Annotated in this window: 15 protein-coding genes and 1 other annotated feature; of the genes, 4 read left to right on the forward strand and 11 right to left on the reverse strand. The window is 37.4% G+C overall.

All coding sequences use genetic code 11. The annotated features are described in order from the left end of the window. Nucleotides 1–7: 7 nt before the first annotated feature. The gene (locus tag ORL93_RS23785; RefSeq protein ID WP_265959614.1) at nucleotides 8–1,642 is read right to left on the reverse strand and encodes a peptide ABC transporter substrate-binding protein; all 1,635 of its coding nucleotides are present in this window, start codon (nucleotides 1,640–1,642) and stop codon (nucleotides 8–10) included. Beyond that, the gene (locus ORL93_RS31590) at nucleotides 1,639–1,851 is read right to left on the reverse strand and encodes a hypothetical protein (protein WP_026008405.1); all 213 of its coding nucleotides are present in this window, start codon (nucleotides 1,849–1,851) and stop codon (nucleotides 1,639–1,641) included. The genes ORL93_RS23785 and ORL93_RS31590 overlap by 4 nt, the downstream gene beginning before the upstream one ends. 155 nt (nucleotides 1,852–2,006) lie before the next feature. On the opposite strand from ORL93_RS31590, the gene ORL93_RS23790 reads away from it, so the two are divergent. Continuing rightward, nucleotides 2,007–2,342, forward strand: coding sequence for a DUF3899 domain-containing protein (locus tag ORL93_RS23790; RefSeq protein ID WP_371388987.1), 336 nt, complete (start codon nucleotides 2,007–2,009; stop codon nucleotides 2,340–2,342). Between the two features lie 232 nt (nucleotides 2,343–2,574). After that, nucleotides 2,575–2,794 (forward strand) — a binding site (T-box leader). Nucleotides 2,795–3,023: 229 nt separating this feature from the next. Beyond that, nucleotides 3,024–4,013, forward strand: a complete 990-nt coding sequence (gene trpS / locus ORL93_RS23795) for a tryptophan--tRNA ligase (protein WP_018764002.1) — start codon at nucleotides 3,024–3,026, stop codon at nucleotides 4,011–4,013. Between the two features lie 276 nt (nucleotides 4,014–4,289). On the opposite strand, the gene ORL93_RS23800 is transcribed toward trpS, so the two are convergent. From ORL93_RS23800 to ORL93_RS23830, 7 genes are all read right to left on the reverse strand, one after another. Then, entirely contained in the window at nucleotides 4,290–5,036 is a 747-nt protein-coding gene (locus ORL93_RS23800; protein WP_003206164.1) for a YjbA family protein, read from the reverse strand. Between the two features lie 171 nt (nucleotides 5,037–5,207). Next, nucleotides 5,208–5,996, reverse strand: a complete 789-nt coding sequence (locus ORL93_RS23805) for a DUF2268 domain-containing putative Zn-dependent protease (protein WP_018764001.1) — start codon at nucleotides 5,994–5,996, stop codon at nucleotides 5,208–5,210. Nucleotides 5,997–6,411: 415 nt separating this feature from the next. Then, the gene (gene fabF / locus ORL93_RS23810; protein WP_003195912.1) at nucleotides 6,412–7,650 is read right to left on the reverse strand and encodes a beta-ketoacyl-ACP synthase II; all 1,239 of its coding nucleotides are present in this window, start codon (nucleotides 7,648–7,650) and stop codon (nucleotides 6,412–6,414) included. A gap of 31 nt (nucleotides 7,651–7,681) precedes the next feature. After that, on the reverse strand, nucleotides 7,682–8,614 hold the full coding sequence (gene fabH, locus ORL93_RS23815) for a beta-ketoacyl-ACP synthase III (protein WP_018764000.1): 933 nt from the start codon (nucleotides 8,612–8,614) through the stop codon (nucleotides 7,682–7,684). Between the two features lie 346 nt (nucleotides 8,615–8,960). Beyond that, nucleotides 8,961–9,134, reverse strand: coding sequence for a ComZ family protein (locus tag ORL93_RS23820; protein ID WP_003195910.1), 174 nt, complete (start codon nucleotides 9,132–9,134; stop codon nucleotides 8,961–8,963). A gap of 415 nt (nucleotides 9,135–9,549) precedes the next feature. Next, nucleotides 9,550–10,410 (reverse strand): NAD-dependent epimerase/dehydratase family protein, encoded by an 861-nt coding sequence (locus ORL93_RS23825; RefSeq protein WP_018763999.1) that lies wholly within the window; start codon nucleotides 10,408–10,410, stop codon nucleotides 9,550–9,552. Between the two features lie 57 nt (nucleotides 10,411–10,467). Then, nucleotides 10,468–11,202, reverse strand: coding sequence for an alpha/beta fold hydrolase (locus ORL93_RS23830; protein WP_098160802.1), 735 nt, complete (start codon nucleotides 11,200–11,202; stop codon nucleotides 10,468–10,470). 157 nt (nucleotides 11,203–11,359) lie between these two features. On the opposite strand from ORL93_RS23830, the gene ORL93_RS23835 reads away from it, so the two are divergent. After that, nucleotides 11,360–11,542 (forward strand): YjzD family protein, encoded by a 183-nt coding sequence (locus ORL93_RS23835; protein WP_016113766.1) that lies wholly within the window; start codon nucleotides 11,360–11,362, stop codon nucleotides 11,540–11,542. Nucleotides 11,543–11,580: 38 nt separating this feature from the next. Here ORL93_RS23835 and clpB read toward each other — a convergent pair whose 3' ends face one another. Next, nucleotides 11,581–14,181 (reverse strand): ATP-dependent chaperone ClpB, encoded by a 2,601-nt coding sequence (gene clpB, locus ORL93_RS23840; RefSeq protein ID WP_006093925.1) that lies wholly within the window; start codon nucleotides 14,179–14,181, stop codon nucleotides 11,581–11,583. A 207-nt stretch (nucleotides 14,182–14,388) separates the two neighbouring features. Next, the gene (locus ORL93_RS23845) at nucleotides 14,389–14,568 is read right to left on the reverse strand and encodes a YjzC family protein (RefSeq protein WP_018763997.1); all 180 of its coding nucleotides are present in this window, start codon (nucleotides 14,566–14,568) and stop codon (nucleotides 14,389–14,391) included. Nucleotides 14,569–15,111: 543 nt separating this feature from the next. Here ORL93_RS23845 and ORL93_RS23850 point away from each other — a divergent pair. After that, nucleotides 15,112–15,921 (forward strand): Cof-type HAD-IIB family hydrolase, encoded by an 810-nt coding sequence (locus ORL93_RS23850; protein ID WP_265959615.1) that lies wholly within the window; start codon nucleotides 15,112–15,114, stop codon nucleotides 15,919–15,921. The last annotated feature ends 43 nt before the right edge of the window (nucleotides 15,922–15,964 follow it).

Raw genomic sequence — 15,964 nt, forward strand, 5'->3', positions numbered from 1 at the left:
ACCATTTTTATTTTTTGACTTCAACCCATTTGTAGCTAAATTCGCCACCATATTTATGTTCTAGCAACCCTGTAATAGAGCTGCGTTGTAAATATGCTTTTCCTGGTTGATATACTGGAGCAATTGCTGCATCATCCAACAATTGTTTTTCAGCTTTCAACAGTGCATCCCAACGAGATTGTACATCTGTCTCTACTTTTGCCTTCTTAATTAATTCGTCATATGCTGGATTTGCATAGTTGACTTTGTTTTGCGGATTTCCTGTTGTATACATATCTAGGAATGCCATCGGATCCATATAATCTGGGGCCCATCCTGCATACGACATTGCATATTCTCCACTTGCTTCAAGTTTTAATTTTTGTGCAAATGGCTGCATTTTCATTGAAATTGTTAAGCCTGGTAAATTCTTTTCAAATTGCCCTTTTAAATACTCACCGATTTTCTTAGCATCATCTGTATCAAAGTTCAGCAACTCTAAATCTACTTTATCAACACCAAGTTCTTTTTTACCTGCTTCCCAATATTTTTGAGCCTCTTTTATATCTTCTTTGATCAGATTTCCATTTTCTTCACGGAAGTCTTTTCCATTTGGTCCTTTCGCTAAACCTTTCGGAACAAAACCGTACATCCCCTGTGAACCATCGTTTAAAATAACTTTCCCGATATTTTCACGTTCAAAGGCCATTGATATTGCTTTACGGATGTTCTTATTCGCTAAGAACTTGTTCTTTTCGTTTAAACGAATAAACTGTGTAGAAGGTTTCTTAATTGTCTTGAAATCAGAATCTTTTTTGTATTTATCTACAAATTCTGATGTCAATACGACACGATCAATTGCATTTGTTTCATATAAATTTATTGCAGTTGAACGATCCTTTAGAATATTGAAGTTTACTTCTTCCAGCTTCACTACTTTATTGTCCCAGTACGTCTCATTTTTCTTAAGCTGGAAACTTTGTTCATGTTTCCACTCATTTAAGACGAACGGACCGTTATAGAGCCTCGTATTAGATTCTAATCCAAATTTATCCCCTTGTTCTTTTACGAACTTTTCATTTAATGGATAGAATGTTGGATATACCGTTAAGCTAACAAAGTAAGGAACAGGGTTGTCTAATTCCACTTCTAGTGTGTGATCATCAATTGCTTTTACGCCAAGTTCTTCAACTGGCAACTCTTTTTTATTAATTTTTTCTGCATTCTTTACATCGAATAATATGTAAGCAAATTTTGCACCTGTATTTGAATCGACAGCTCGTCTCCAAGAATATACAAAGTCTTTAGCTGTTACAGGTTCCCCATTAGACCACTTCGCATCATCACGTAATTTAAATACGTACTTCTTACCATCTTCCGTTTTCTCATAAGACTTTGCCACACCTGGAACGAGTTTATCGTCTTTTCCAAGGCGATATAATCCTTCCATTGTGTTATTCATTATGTTAGAAGATGCCGCATCTGTTGATAATGTTGTATCCATTGTCGGAATTTCAGCAGCTTCAGGTAAATTTAGTACTTGTTTGCCTGAAGCACTGCCTTCTTTCGTACTCGCTTTCGTATCTTCTTGCTGATAACTACAAGCACCAAGCATACTGACCGTCAATGTCGATGCAAGTATTAGTGGTATCTTTTTCTTCATATTGTACTACCTCCCCTAATTGCACCTCCTGTACCCCCACTTACTAAAAAGCAGAATTGAAAGAATAATCTCCAAGTTTCTACAATTTTCATTATACATATAATGTGACGATTGTGAATATAGTTTTTTGTTTTTTTGTTAAAATTTTTAATAAAATGTTTATTTTTTTTATTTTTTGTAAATGAGGCACTTAACATTGCTCCCATCATATTGAAAGAAAATACAAAATTGCGTATAATTTTCAAATAATTATCCCTAGTACTCATTATAACTTTTATAGTATAATAATTCTAGTAATATTTTGACGGAGGGGAACATTTTGAATAGACTTTATTCTCACACTTGTATATTAATATTGTTAGCAATAATCGTTTCTAGCATTGGTGCATTCCTATTTTCAGCTCAATTTTTGTTGAATTTTGTCAATATCATGTTTTACATTGCATTATTTTTTGTTATTTTAGGAGGTTTTTTATTTCTATTTCAAAGTGGATTTTTCAACATAACAATGTACGCTTTCCAAAAAGTATTTGGAACAAATAAAAAGGTAGAATCTTTAATTGAAGAAGAAGAATCAGCAATAGATAAAAAAGAAAGAATATATAAAACGTATTCTTTCACATGGACATACCCCATCTGCATTACAGGTGTTCTTTTAGGCCTCATCTCTACGATCATTAGCTTTACTATTTTGATGTAGTTTGCAAACGTTTTTCCATATGATATAATTACTTGCAAAACATTTTGTTATAAAAAGCGCAAGTGGCTCGCTCAGAATGCGAGGGGGATGGAGCTCCTGACGTAGAGGCGCTTTTTGCCTCGCTGGAAGGCGCGAAGCCACCGAGTATTCTTGCCACTGGAGCTGGATTACTCAAAAAGCGCAAGTGGCTCGCTCAGCTGTTAAAAACAGAGCTATATTATAATAAATTCATATGCATGCGATGAGAAAGAAGAGTACATATTGCAGCAATTTCAGAGAGCTTGTGGTTGGTGAGAACAAGTAATTGTACAGTATGGAATGGGCTTTTGAGCACCAAACCGAAACAACTTAGGAGTAGGCTTTGGCGTTATATCCAGGCGTTATAATGGATAAAAGAGATTTCACTATTTGTGAAATAATTAGGGTGGTACCGCGGTCCATTCGTCCCTAGATCATTTGGGATGAATGGGCTTTTTTGTATTTAAAAGCGGAAGCGTCTTGCTTAGAATGTGAGGGGGATGGAGCTCCTGATGTAGAGGCGTTTTTTGCCTCGCAGGAAGGCGCGAAGCCACCGATCATTCTTGCCGCTGGAGCTGGATTATATAAAAAGCGTAAGCGGCTCGCATTGACCTACTTCCCCCACTCTTCAACAATACATACAAATTTCAAGGAGGCATTATTATGTCAGTTATTTTTTCTGGTATTCAGCCAAGCGGAACAATTACGCTTGGAAACTATTTAGGAGCAATGAAACAATTTACAGAATTACAAAACGAACATGATTGTTATTTCTGCATTGTAAACCAGCATGCGATTACAGTTCCTCAAGATTCTGTACAACTTCGTAAAAACATCCGCAGCCTTGCTGCGCTATATGTAGCTTGTGGTATTGATCCTGAAAAATCTACTTTATTTGTACAATCAGAGGTATCTGCGCACGCTCAACTCGGATGGATTATGCAATCTATCGCATATGTTGGAGAATTAGAACGTATGACGCAATATAAAGATAAATCATCTGGTAGAGAATCTGTTCCAGCTGGATTACTTACGTATCCACCATTAATGGCAGCTGACATCTTACTTTACAACACTGAGATTGTGCCAGTTGGCGACGACCAAAAACAACATATGGAATTAACTCGCGATTTAGCAGAGCGTTTCAATAAACGCTTCCGTGAAATTTTCACAATTCCAGAGATTCGCATTCCAAAAGTAGGAGCTCGTGTTATGTCATTAACAGAACCTACGAAAAAAATGAGCAAATCTGATCCAAATCCAAAATCAATGATTAGTATGCTTGATGAGCCAAAAACAATCGAAAAGAAAATTAAAAGTGCAGTAACTGATTCTGACGGTATCGTAAAATACGACAAAGAAAACAAACCTGGTATTTCCAACTTATTAACAATCTACTCTTCATTCTCAGGTAAAACAATTGAAGAACTAGAAGCTTACTATGAAGGAAAAGGATACGGCGACTTTAAAGGTGATTTAGCACAAGTAGTCGTAGAAGCAATTCGTCCAATTCAAGAAAAATATAACGAACTAATTAACTCCCCTGAATTAGATGAAATTCTTGACAAAGGTGCTGAAAAAGCAAACCGCGTTGCAATGAAACAACTACGTAAAGTTGAAAATGCAATGGGATTAAGCAGAAAACGTAGGTAACTAAAAAAGCGGAGGCGACTGCTTAGCCCTGGGTGGCTAAGGTTCTTTCCCACAGAAGGTGCTTTTTACCTTCTCGTGGGGAAGGTTCTTAGACGCAAAGGGCTAGGAGCCGGAGCTGGATTATACAAAAAGCGGAGGTGGATCATTCAGCTCTGACGGGCTAAGGTTTTTTCGCATAGAAGGCGTTCTTTTCCTTCTTATGCGGAAGGTTCTTAGACACGAAGAGCTTGCCACCGGAGCTGGATAAAATTAAAAAACCGCCAATTTGGCGGTTTTTTAATTTACCTTTTGTTCATTTTCCATTTCCCATAACTTTTCAAAGAATGGTTGCCCTTTTACAAGGCGTTCACATAGCTGTTCATGCTTTTTTGACCAACCATATTTCGCTTCCTCATAAAGGCGCTCCCAGACGTCTTCAAATTTCATATGTTGAACAGTCCCATATGCAGATGGATCCCATTCTGTATACCAATAGCGAATTTCAGCTGGATTTTTCGTTGTATGTAGTTGATCTAGCGCCATAAAAAGCAATTGTTTTAATTGTCGTTCTTTACGAGTTAAGCCATTCATAATATATGGCGATGGTGATAAAATATGATGCTCTTTTTGTGATTCTTCCACTTGAAACTCATACTTTTCTGCTTGGACATTTTCCACCATCTCATATACCATCTGCTCTTGACGAGGAATAAGCCTACTTTTTCGAATCGGTACATTGTACCCAATTGAATCCACTGCAATAATTCCTTTTCCATCTGTAACAACAAAACAATACTCTTGTTGCAAACGCTCATGATTTTTACGAATATACGCCTTATGATGTACGTCTTCCAATAGTTTTTGCGGAAGTTCCAATAATTCGTTCTCGATGTAATGATATAATGTAGAATCTACTTTTAATAATGGCACTTGATCTAATAATTCGATCGTATCATCCTTCCGCCATTCGTAAAAATGACAAACGTTATACCCATTTTCTTCACCTTCAAACCAATTTACCCACACATCATGTAGATATAACATTTTCTACCCCTCACTTCACTACTGTTTGTACATCTCATTATGTTCATTTTTTGTGAAATTTATTCCATCCAAGGGAATATATTCTACTTATTATTTCTTCACTACTTCTCACTTCCATTTTCATCATGCAAAAAAACTTGGCAGCGCCAAGTTTTTTATATTTATCACCTATTAAGAGGTAAAAGTATTTGCTTTATTTAATATACATATGGCATCCATGGACAATAAAGAAAGCGTGTTATCTTTCTCAAATTCCACACAATCTTTTACAATATGAAATCCAACGCCATATCCAAGCATCTTCGGGTACATTTGCATTCCATTTAGTACGCAGTCATGCTCCCTTGTTCCTCTCTTCATATCCTGTTTCTTTTTTACAACCTTCTCCCAATAATGAACCGCTTCCTCTTTTGTATAGTACGATGTCCACGGTGCATAACTTTTTTCTGAGTGCCTTTCATACACCGCTTGCTCTGCAAGCCCCTCCATTATCATTGTATCAAGTAATGTATAATCCTTTTCTTTCTTTTCAATTTGATGTAACCGACATATGTGATGATATTCATGGGTAAGCAATGCTTTTAATTCCTTCACTGTATTCCGTCCACAGACAAATAGGAAAATCACATGACGCATTGTTAAGCCAGCTTTTCCGTTATATTCCGCTTGTACCGTGCGATTATATGAATCTGATAACAAAATAAAGATAGGGACATCTGGCCCTTGTAACCAGTGCTTTAGTTCCTCATACTCCTCAGAAAGCTCTTTCCAAATCTGCTTTTCCTCTAGTCGCTCAATTTCTTTTTGTCCTTCCATCACTGGACGATACATACCTTTAGAAATTAAAAAACGGTACAACCTCTCCTTTGGTAATGGAATGTATTTTGTAAACTTCTCACAAAGCTTTTCTGGACGCCCATAATAAAGGTGCAGCCAATCTGCCGTTTGAATAACCCCCATCTTCACTCCTCCCTTTTCTTCTATATATATGCAAGAAAAGGAGCGAACGCGAAGTGATAAAATGAAACTTTTGATTGGCTTTACTTTGTTTCTGATTGCGTTACTTCATCTTTCCCGCATGCGCCCAAAAAGATTAGTAGTAAAGTCATGATGCCGAAACAAATCCCCTTCATTTTTACTACAATTATTTATAAGCTTTAAATACCAACACTACGTTATGACCACCGAACCCTAGTTATGGCTATGAAATCAAAAGCTGACCCGCTCTCACTTTCTACTTTTGTTTTTACATGGCATGGGGCGAAAACAGGCACTGACCGCTTCTACACATGATCGGACGCTCTCTTCCATCCAAAAAAGGGTGTTTTAAGAAGTAGCTCTCCTTTGCTACTTCCCAAAACACCCTTTTACTACATTATTTATAAGCTTTAAATACTAACACTGCGTTATGACCGCCGAACCCTAATGAGTTACTTAAAACAGTGCGTACTTCTTGATGTCTCGCTTTGTTTGGTACGTAATCTAAATCACATTCTGGATCTGGTGTTTCATAGTTAATTGTTGGCGGAATCACGCCATCTGTAATAGATTTAACAGAGAAAATCGCCTCAACAGCGCCTGCTGCTCCTAATAAATGACCAGTCATTGATTTTGTAGAGCTAATCGCTACTTTATATGCATGTTCACCAAATGCTTCTTTAATTGCCATCGTTTCGTATTTCTCATTCGCATCTGTACTTGTACCATGCGCATTAATATAATCGATATCCTCAGGCTGAAGACCCGCATCTGCTAATGCTTGACGTATCGCACGAACACCGCCCTCACCGCCAGGAGCAGGCATTGTAATATGGAACGCATCACCTGTTGCACCATATCCGACAAGTTCAGCATAAATACGTGCACCTCGTGCTAACGCATGCTCCAACTCTTCTAGTATAAGAATACCAGCTCCTTCTCCCATTACAAATCCACTACGATTTTTATCAAATGGACGACAAGCAGTTGCTGGATCCTCATTAAATGTTAATGCTTTCGCTGAACTAAATCCTGCAAATGCCATACTTGTTAACGGCGCCTCTGCACCGCCTGTAATCATTGCATCTGCATCACCGCGCTGAATGACTTTAAATGCGTCACCAATTGAGTTTGCCCCAGATGCACAAGCTGTCACAGAACAAGTATTAATTCCTTTTGCACCTGTAGCAATTGAGACTTGACCCGCAGCCATATCAGGAATCATCATTGGTATCAAAAATGGACTTACACGGCGCGGGCCTTTTTCCGTAAAGATTTTAAATTGCTCTTCATACGTTTCCATGCCACCAATACCAGAACCTATCCATACACCAATACGCGGTGCATTTTCTTCTGTAATGTCCAACTTTGCATCTTCAACTGCCATTTTCGCTGCTGCTACCGCATATTGTGTGAAGCGATCCATACGGCGCGCTTCTTTTTTCTCAATATATTTTTCAGCTTCAAAGTCGTTAATTTCCGCTGCTACTTTTGCTGGAAATTGTTCCGGATCTAAGCGTGTAAGCCGTCCGATTCCAGATACACCATTTTTAATGTTTTCCCAAGCTGTTTCTACATCTGTTCCGATCGGCGTAACAGCTCCTAGTCCTGTAATTACGACACGCTTCTTTTCCATACAAAATACACTCCTTTTTTTCTCTCAGTCCTTATTTGCCCCAACGAAGAGCGACTGCTCCCCATGTTAATCCGCCACCAAAGCCGACTAATATAATTAAATCACCGTCTTGAATACGTCCATTTTGCAATTCCTCTACCATCGCAATTGGAATTGAAGAAGCTGACGTATTCCCAAACTTTTCAATTGTTGTACTCATTTTTTCTTGTGGCAAACCTAATCGTTCCCTTGCCGATTCCATAATACGAATATTTGCTTGATGCGGAACTAAAAAGTCCACATCTTCTTTCGTAAGACCTGCTTTTTCTACAACACGAAGACAAGAATCACCAAGTTGACGAACAGCGAATTTAAAGACTTCTCTGCCATTCATCATAACATATTCATCTTGATAAAGGTGCTTGCCACCACTTCCATCTGCGCCTAATTCAAATGAAAGGATACCCTTTCCTTCTGAAACAGCTCCCATTACAACAGCACCTGCTCCGTCTCCAAATAACACTGCCGTATTGCGGTCGTTCCAATCTACAATTTTAGATAATTTATCACTACCAACTACTAATACGTTTTTATAAGTTCCAGTTTGAATAAATTGCTGCGCTGTAATCATTCCGTACATAAAGCCCGCACATGCTGCACCTAAATCCATTGCTGCTGCATGTTTCGCACCAATTTGTTCTTGAATTACACAAGCAACGGCTGGAAAAGAGCGATCTGGCGTTACTGTTGCAACTAAAATAAGGTCAATTTCTTCTCCACTAATCCCTGCATTTTCAATAGCTTTCTTGGCAGCTTCTACCGCCATATATGAAGTATCTATTGTATCATCGGCAATGCGTCTCTCTGCAATTCCCGTTCTCGTACGAATCCACTCATCAGATGTATCCATGATTTTCTCTAAGTCGTGATTTGTGACTACTTTTTCTGGCACATATCTTCCGATCCCTAAAATGCCTACGTTCACATCGCAGCCCTCCGTTTTATATCAATTATTATGACTTGGTACTAATTCTAAAACATAAATGTTTATTTGTCTAGAATATATTTCTAAGTAAAAAAATAAAGCCGACATATTGTCGACCTTATCTCATAGTAGAACCAAAAGCAAACTACCTATATATCCCGCTCTTTTCCAATTGAACTCCCCCCTCCTTCACTTTGCTTAGAAGAGGGAGTCTTCTCGGTTAAAATGACAAAAATACTTCCGTATCTGCTTTTACTTGGCGTGGGGCAGAAAAAGGCTCTGACCGTTTCTATGCATGGCTAGATGCTCTCTTCCTCCAAAAAAAGGGTTTTATGTCTAGTTCACCTTATTTTCCCGCTTTTCCAAGCTCATATGCTTCGTTCATTACTTTCATTAACAACTCTAGTACTGGCTGCGCTTTTTCCATATCAAGTGCAATCCCATTATCATCCAAAATGGCCTTTGCTTCCGGCAGATGTTTCATAGCGATTTGTAAAAACTGCATATTTTTTTCATTCATATTTCTTCATCCTTTCCATAAAAGGAGCACTAATCTCCTTACTTCTACACTATATAAATTCCTTTTGATTTTTCAACATATAAGTCGGTGCTACAAAAACAAAAGGTGACTTGCACTCGTGTTCTCTCTTTGTTTTTAACTTGGTATGGGGTATGGCTTCTATGCATGGGCGGATGCTCTCTCCCACCTAAAAAAGAAAGGTTTTATATCGGTTTTTCAATTTGTATTTATATTGATTTTCCAACATACAAACCACGGCTATGAAAATAAACGGAGATTTTCACTCGTTTTCTCCTTTTGTTTTCACTTGGCATGGGGCCAAAAAAGGACCTGACCGCTTCTATGCATGGGCGGATACTCTCTCCCACCTAAAAAAAAGGTTTTATATTGGTTTTTCAATTTATATTTGTATAGTTTAACATATGTTGTGTTCTTCGTATAACTCTTTATATCGTTTTAAATGTGTCAATTGCTTATTTAAACCGAATTCTAACGGCGTGTTTTTCACAATACAAACACTCTTTATCTCTTCTCCTTTTACTTCTTTAACAGTTTTTTTTACTTTATGCTCGGCATTTAAAAGGATAATTCCTTTTTCCCATAGATTTTCTTTACCACTGATCATATTATATACACCTAAATTTTCTATGTTTTTGCCTTTTTCCCATAAATATTCACACACATCTTCTACATAAAGAAGATCCGCTCCATTTTCATTTTGAAGAAGCTCATATTCCTTTTCCATAAGTTCAGAAAGAATAAGCCTGTGGTACGTCATAAAGGAAGGCTGCCATGGGCCATATAAAGTTGGAACACGAAGTATACTATAACGAATATTCCCCTTCTCCACTTCTTCTTCTACTTTCATAAATAATCGTTTATTTTCAGATTGATCTTGCACATTTGCTATTTCAATAGAAGAAAGTACATTTAGCTTCACTTGTTTTCTTTCGCACATATGAATGACACGCTTTAAATATTGTAAAATGATTCGTTCATTTCGAAATCCGCTTTGCCTGTTCGGTTCACATAAACAAAAGTAAGCCGCATCAAATTGATCGGTTTCTACTGTCTTCCATCCGCTCTCATCTCTTATAGACGAATACATAAACAAATCATTCCGCCCAATTAAAAATAACTTTTCTTCACTTACTTTTGACATACTTTCCAGATCAGCAAAATCAAGGCCATATACTTCTACTTCTTCCGCAAGCATTTTATTTACAAGATGATAGCCTACAAACGAAAGTGCTCCTATAATTAGTACGCGCTTCATGTCACCAACCCTTTCTCCCTCTAAACAAATAGCTCCTCATTTATGTATATTGGAGCTTCATAAATCTTCTTCATATTTTTTAAAGAAATGACATGTATGTTGAACCATCTTATATTTTACATGTTGCAAATGAAACGATAGTGAGGTCTCACAATTTTTATTTATCCGCTTTTTTTCATATTCACGTAACAATTGCTTGCGCGCTTTTTGTTCTTGTGTGGATACAAATATTTTTACAGGCACACAAGAAGGTAAATAAGAAAAAGACTTCTTAGCAATTTCCGCTTCTAACTGAGCTTCCTTCACATCATACGCAAGCAATAACTCTCTCACTAACCTTTTATAGAAAAATTTATGCTCTTTTTCAAATTCCACATGTGCAGGCAAATCTAGGCATGGAGTAAGCATCACTGCAGATCGAATACATTCTGGGTATCGATTCATCATTTCAAGAGCCACAAGAGCCCCCATTCCATCTGCAATGATATGAATTTGTTCGTTTAGTGTTTCTTTTTTCATAACAACATGATACAAACGCTTCGCTAAACGAACCGATTGATCATTCCCCCAATGTCTCCCGTATAAATTAGATGAAAAAACGGTATATCCATTTTCTATCAACCCATTTAAAAAATGAGCGCGCCCCGCATGCTGCGTCCATAAACTTGTACCATTCTCAATAAAATAATTGTAATCACCAAGAAGCATGACACCAAATCCATTGGGCTTCTCTGGCAAATAAATCACACATGGTTCTTGTTCTAAGTAAAAAAAACGTTCCGTAACACTCATCATTCTCCCGCCTTATTTTCTAAACATAAAAACTACTCCTTTATAATGTATGAAAGGAATACAATTTTGCTTTGAAAAATCTACAAATATTTTTTCTATATTCTTTTTTCAATTGTGTTACAATAAGGACAGATTGAACGAATAGGGGTGTGAAAAGATGCGTGTAATTTGGGCCTTTATTTGGTCGTTTATGCTTGTACATATGATGAGCTACGTAATTAGCTCTATGACTGGCGGTGTATACGATTTCGCGCTAGCGTCTAAATTCTCAATTGTTCTTGCTGTGCTTGTAATGGCAATTGCAGCAGCAATTCCAAACGAACCAGTAGAACAACACTAATAAAGAAAGAGCCCGGATTCAACCTCCGGACTCTTTTTTTATTGGACATGAACAACTAGTTCGTTATTTTCCACATCAACAACTACATGACTATTATCAGTAATTGTTCCCGCAATCAATTCACGTGCTAACTTTGTTTCAACTTGACGCTGTACATATCGTTTTAATGGACGCGCTCCATACATCGGATCGAACCCAGATTCCACAACAAACTCTTTTGCTACTTCTGTTAATTCCACTGTAATATGACGATCTATTAAACGCCCTTGTAACTCTTTTACAATTTTATCAACGATTCCTTTGATCTCATTTGTTGTAAGTGGTTTAAATAAAATAATTTCATCCACACGATTTAAAAACTCTGGGCGAAAATGTCCTCTAAGCTGCCCCATAACAAGATCTCTTGCTTCCTCTTTAATTGTACCATCTTCTTGTAACCCTTCTAATAAATGCCCTGAACCAATATTTGATGTCATAATAATCACTGTATTTTTGAAATCCACTGTTCGTCCTTGTGAATCCGTAATACGCCCATCATCTAACATTTGTAATAAAATGTTGAATACTTCTGGATGTGCTTTTTCAATTTCATCTAATAAAATAACGGAATATGGTTTACGGCGTACGGCTTCTGTTAATTGTCCACCTTCCTCATATCCTACATATCCAGGAGGAGCTCCAATCAAGCGAGACACAGCATGTTTCTCCATATACTCGGACATATCAATGCGAATGATTTGCTCTTCACTATCAAATAAAGATTGTGCTAATGTTTTCGCAAGTTCTGTTTTCCCAACGCCTGTTGGTCCTAAGAAAATGAATGAACCGATTGGACGATTTGGATCTTTAATACCAGCGCGAGCACGAAGAACTGCATCCGCCACAAGACTAACTGCTTCCTCTTGTCCAATAACACGTTCTGATAAAATTTGCTCTAAACGTAGCAGTTTTTCACGTTCACCTTCTACAAGTTTTGCAACTGGTATGCCAGTCCAACGTGAAACGATATTTGCAATTTCTTCTTCACTTACTTCTTCACGAAGCAAACGGTTCTCTTGTTCGTTATGCGCTCCCGTTTCTTCCGCTTCTCTTAATTCTTTTTCCACTGCTGGAATTTTACCATGACGAAGCTCTGCTGCTTTATTTAAGTCGTAATTCCCTTCTGCTTCTTCTAATTCACGACGTAAACGTTCAAGGTGTTCCCTTAAGTCACGAACTTTATGGATTTCTTCTTTTTCTTTTTGCCATTGCGCTCGCATTCCATTTGCAACTTCTTTTAAATCAGATAGTTCACGTTGCAATGTTTTTAGTCGCTCTTGACTACCACGATCCGTTTCTTTTCCTAAAGCAGCTTCTTCAATTTCCAGCTGCATAATGCGGCGCGTTACTTCATCCAATTCTGTTGGCATAGAATCAATTTCTGTTCGAATTGTTGCGCACGCTTCATCAACAAGGTCAATCGCTTTATCTGGTAAAAAGCGATCAGATATATATCGATCAGACAATACAGATGCCGCTACAATCGCACGGTCATGAATATTTACACCATGATAAATTTCAAAGCGCTCTTTTAAACCACGTAAAATAGAAATTGTATCTTCTACCGTTGGCTCTTCTGCTAACACTTGTTGAAAACGACGTTCTAGCGCTGGATCTTTCTCAATATATTTTCGATACTCATCTAAAGTAGTCGCTCCAATACAATGAAGTTCACCGCGCGCAAGCATTGGTTTTAACATATTCCCTGCATCCATCGCCCCTTCTGTTTTACCAGCACCAACAATTGTATGGAGCTCATCAATGAATAAAAGAATACGCCCTTCACTTTTTTTGATTTCATTTAACACAGCTTGCAAACGTTCTTCAAACTCACCACGGAACTTTGCACCCGCAACAAGCGCGCTCATATCTAATGCAAAGATTGTTCTATCTTTTAATCCTTCTGGTACATCTTTTCGTACAATTCGTTGTGCCAATCCTTCAACAATTGCTGTTTTCCCAACGCCTGGTTCACCAATTAAAACAGGGTTGTTTTTTGTTTTACGAGAAAGAATGCGGATAACCCGGCGAATTTCGCTATCACGACCAATGACAGGATCAATTTTCCCTTGTCTTACTTCTGCCACTAAATCACGGCCATACTTTTCTAACGCTTCATATGTTACTTCTGGATTTTGACTAGTCACTCTCTGATTCCCCCGAACTTCCATTAAAGACTGTAATAATGTATCCTTCGTAATGTGAAATGCTGTGAACAAGTGATTCATATCACCTTTTTCCTCACAAAATGCGAGCAATACATGTTCCACTGAAATATATTCATCTTGCAGTTTTTTTGCCTCTGCCTCTGCTTTAACGAGTAATTGCCCTAAAGCATTTGTCACATACACTTTGCCAGCTTCTACACCACTTCCTGTAACAGATGGTTTCTTTTGAAGCAATCTTTCTACTTCTTTCGTTAATTGTTCTATATTGACATTCATTTTTTGAAAAATACGCACTGCTAATCCATCTTGCTGCTGTAATAATGCAAGTAATAGATGAACAGTATCAACTTCTTGATGATGATGAGATACCGCTAAAGATTGAGCACTCATAATTGCTTCTTGTGTTTTCGTCGTCATTTGATTTAAGTCCATCTTCACAAACCTCCAAACATTGGAATCCTCTTGATGTTTGACCTTTTTTGATTTTTTGACTTTATTTGACCTTTAATTTAATTATACGCCAATTGTCTTTTTTATACAATGAATTTGATTATGAAATTTGAACTTTGTTTCCCCCAAAAAAGTATGTATACCTCTGCTCTTCAATCACAAAAGCCGCAATATAAATTGCGGCTTCTCTTACGGCTTTCTTTTATATGTCCACTGGCGGTTCTGATTCGAATTCTCAGGAAACCTTTGACCAGCAGTTAATTTTACCAGTTGTGGATCTTTAACCATACTTCCTGTTTCACCAATTTCTACATAAATCCCATCATTTGGTGCTTTCTGTCCAGAACGAAACCTATGATTTTGTCCCATTTTCATTCTCCTTCCATGACATCTTTACACCGTTAGTATATCCATTTTTGAAAAAGCCTTTCTGTTATGTTTAGGAAACGAGTCATATTTTTTATTACTGTTCATATGTATGACTTTACATGATAAAGCAGGAGAAAAAGCATCACTTGTTGAAAAAAAAGAAACCGACCTATTCTAGGCCAGTTCCAAAGGAGAGTCAAACATATACGAGAAGATTACATGTTCATTATATGTCTTGCTGCGCCCGTAATGTAACCCTTTTCACAAATTGTACAAAATGAAAGAAACATTATTTGAACTTTCAAAAAAATCATTGACTTTTCTGATTTTGGGTAGGAAATAGTGGACACTAACATGTTTCGCGACGTAAGATGAATATATAATGAAACTTCCATTCATGGTTGTTTCTCCCGCATTAACGGGGATGGAGCCCCCCCGCTGATGGAAGTTCCACTTTATCTATACACTTTCCAACCTCTTATTTCTGCATCTTAAAACGGAAATACAGATAGAAACAAAAAATTTTTCATAAGAGGTGAAAACATGAAAAAACAACATTTAATCGCATTAGATTTAGATGGCACTTTACTTACAGACAATAAAATTATTTCCGCACGAACAAAGCAAACAATTGAAAAAGCAAAAGAACAAGGACATGTTGTTGTCATTTCAACAGGACGTCCATTTCGCGCTAGTCACGCTTATTATAAAGAACTTGGTTTGAATACACCTATCGTTAACTTTAACGGCGCTTATGTTCATCACCCACTTGATACAAATTGGGGAACGCACCATTCCCCCCTTGAGCTTTCTACTGCACAAGAAATCGTTCGCGCTTGCTTTGATTTTGGCGTTAAAAACATTTATGCCGAAGTAATTGACGATGTATATGTTCGCGAAATTGATGAGGATAAAAAGCATATCTTTGAATTTGGCTCTCCAAATATTTTTACAGGAGACTTACTAAACATTTTGCAAGATCATCCAACATGCTTATTAATCGATGCACTGGATGAGCAATCAATAGCTATTCGTAAGCATTTAACAGATATGCATGCAGAAGTGATTGATCATCGAAAATGGGGTGCTCCTTGGCCGATTATTGAAATTGTGAAAAGCGGCCTCAATAAAGCGATTGGACTTCAAAAAGTTTCTAGCTATTATAACATTCCACAAGAACGAATTATTGCGTTCGGTGACGAAGACAATGATTTTGAGATGATTGAGTTTGCAGGTCACGGCATCGCCATGGGTAATGCCATTCCTGAATTAAAAACATTAGCGAATCATACGACATTAACAAACGAAGAAGATGGAATTGCTCTTTATTTAGAAGAGGTTCTTGGATTGTAATCTAAAAATTCCCTACTTATAGTTTGGCTCAAAACGCTCATAC

Source organism: Bacillus sp. DHT2, assembly GCF_026241455.1.
Classification (GTDB): Bacteria; Bacillota; Bacilli; order Bacillales; family Bacillaceae_G; genus Bacillus_A; species Bacillus_A pseudomycoides.

Coding starts and splice junctions, on each gene's coding strand:
- ORL93_RS23805 (WP_018764001.1), bottom strand. CDS start 5,996: ATGGGGGTTATTCAAACGGCAGATTGGCTGCACCTTTATTATGGGCGT.
- ORL93_RS23845 (WP_018763997.1), bottom strand. CDS start 14,568: ATGGGACAAAATCATAGGTTTCGTTCTGGACAGAAAGCACCAAATGAT.
- ORL93_RS23835 (WP_016113766.1), top strand. CDS start 11,360: ATGCGTGTAATTTGGGCCTTTATTTGGTCGTTTATGCTTGTACATATG.
- trpS (WP_018764002.1), top strand. CDS start 3,024: ATGTCAGTTATTTTTTCTGGTATTCAGCCAAGCGGAACAATTACGCTT.
- ORL93_RS23830 (WP_098160802.1), bottom strand. CDS start 11,202: ATGAGTGTTACGGAACGTTTTTTTTACTTAGAACAAGAACCATGTGTG.
- clpB (WP_006093925.1), bottom strand. CDS start 14,181: ATGGACTTAAATCAAATGACGACGAAAACACAAGAAGCAATTATGAGT.
- fabF (WP_003195912.1), bottom strand. CDS start 7,650: ATGGAAAAGAAGCGTGTCGTAATTACAGGACTAGGAGCTGTTACGCCG.
- ORL93_RS23820 (WP_003195910.1), bottom strand. CDS start 9,134: ATGAATGAAAAAAATATGCAGTTTTTACAAATCGCTATGAAACATCTG.
- ORL93_RS23800 (WP_003206164.1), bottom strand. CDS start 5,036: ATGTTATATCTACATGATGTGTGGGTAAATTGGTTTGAAGGTGAAGAA.
- ORL93_RS23825 (WP_018763999.1), bottom strand. CDS start 10,410: ATGAAGCGCGTACTAATTATAGGAGCACTTTCGTTTGTAGGCTATCAT.
- ORL93_RS23785 (WP_265959614.1), bottom strand. CDS start 1,642: ATGAAGAAAAAGATACCACTAATACTTGCATCGACATTGACGGTCAGT.
- ORL93_RS31590 (WP_026008405.1), bottom strand. CDS start 1,851: ATGATGGGAGCAATGTTAAGTGCCTCATTTACAAAAAATAAAAAAAAT.
- ORL93_RS23850 (WP_265959615.1), top strand. CDS start 15,112: ATGAAAAAACAACATTTAATCGCATTAGATTTAGATGGCACTTTACTT.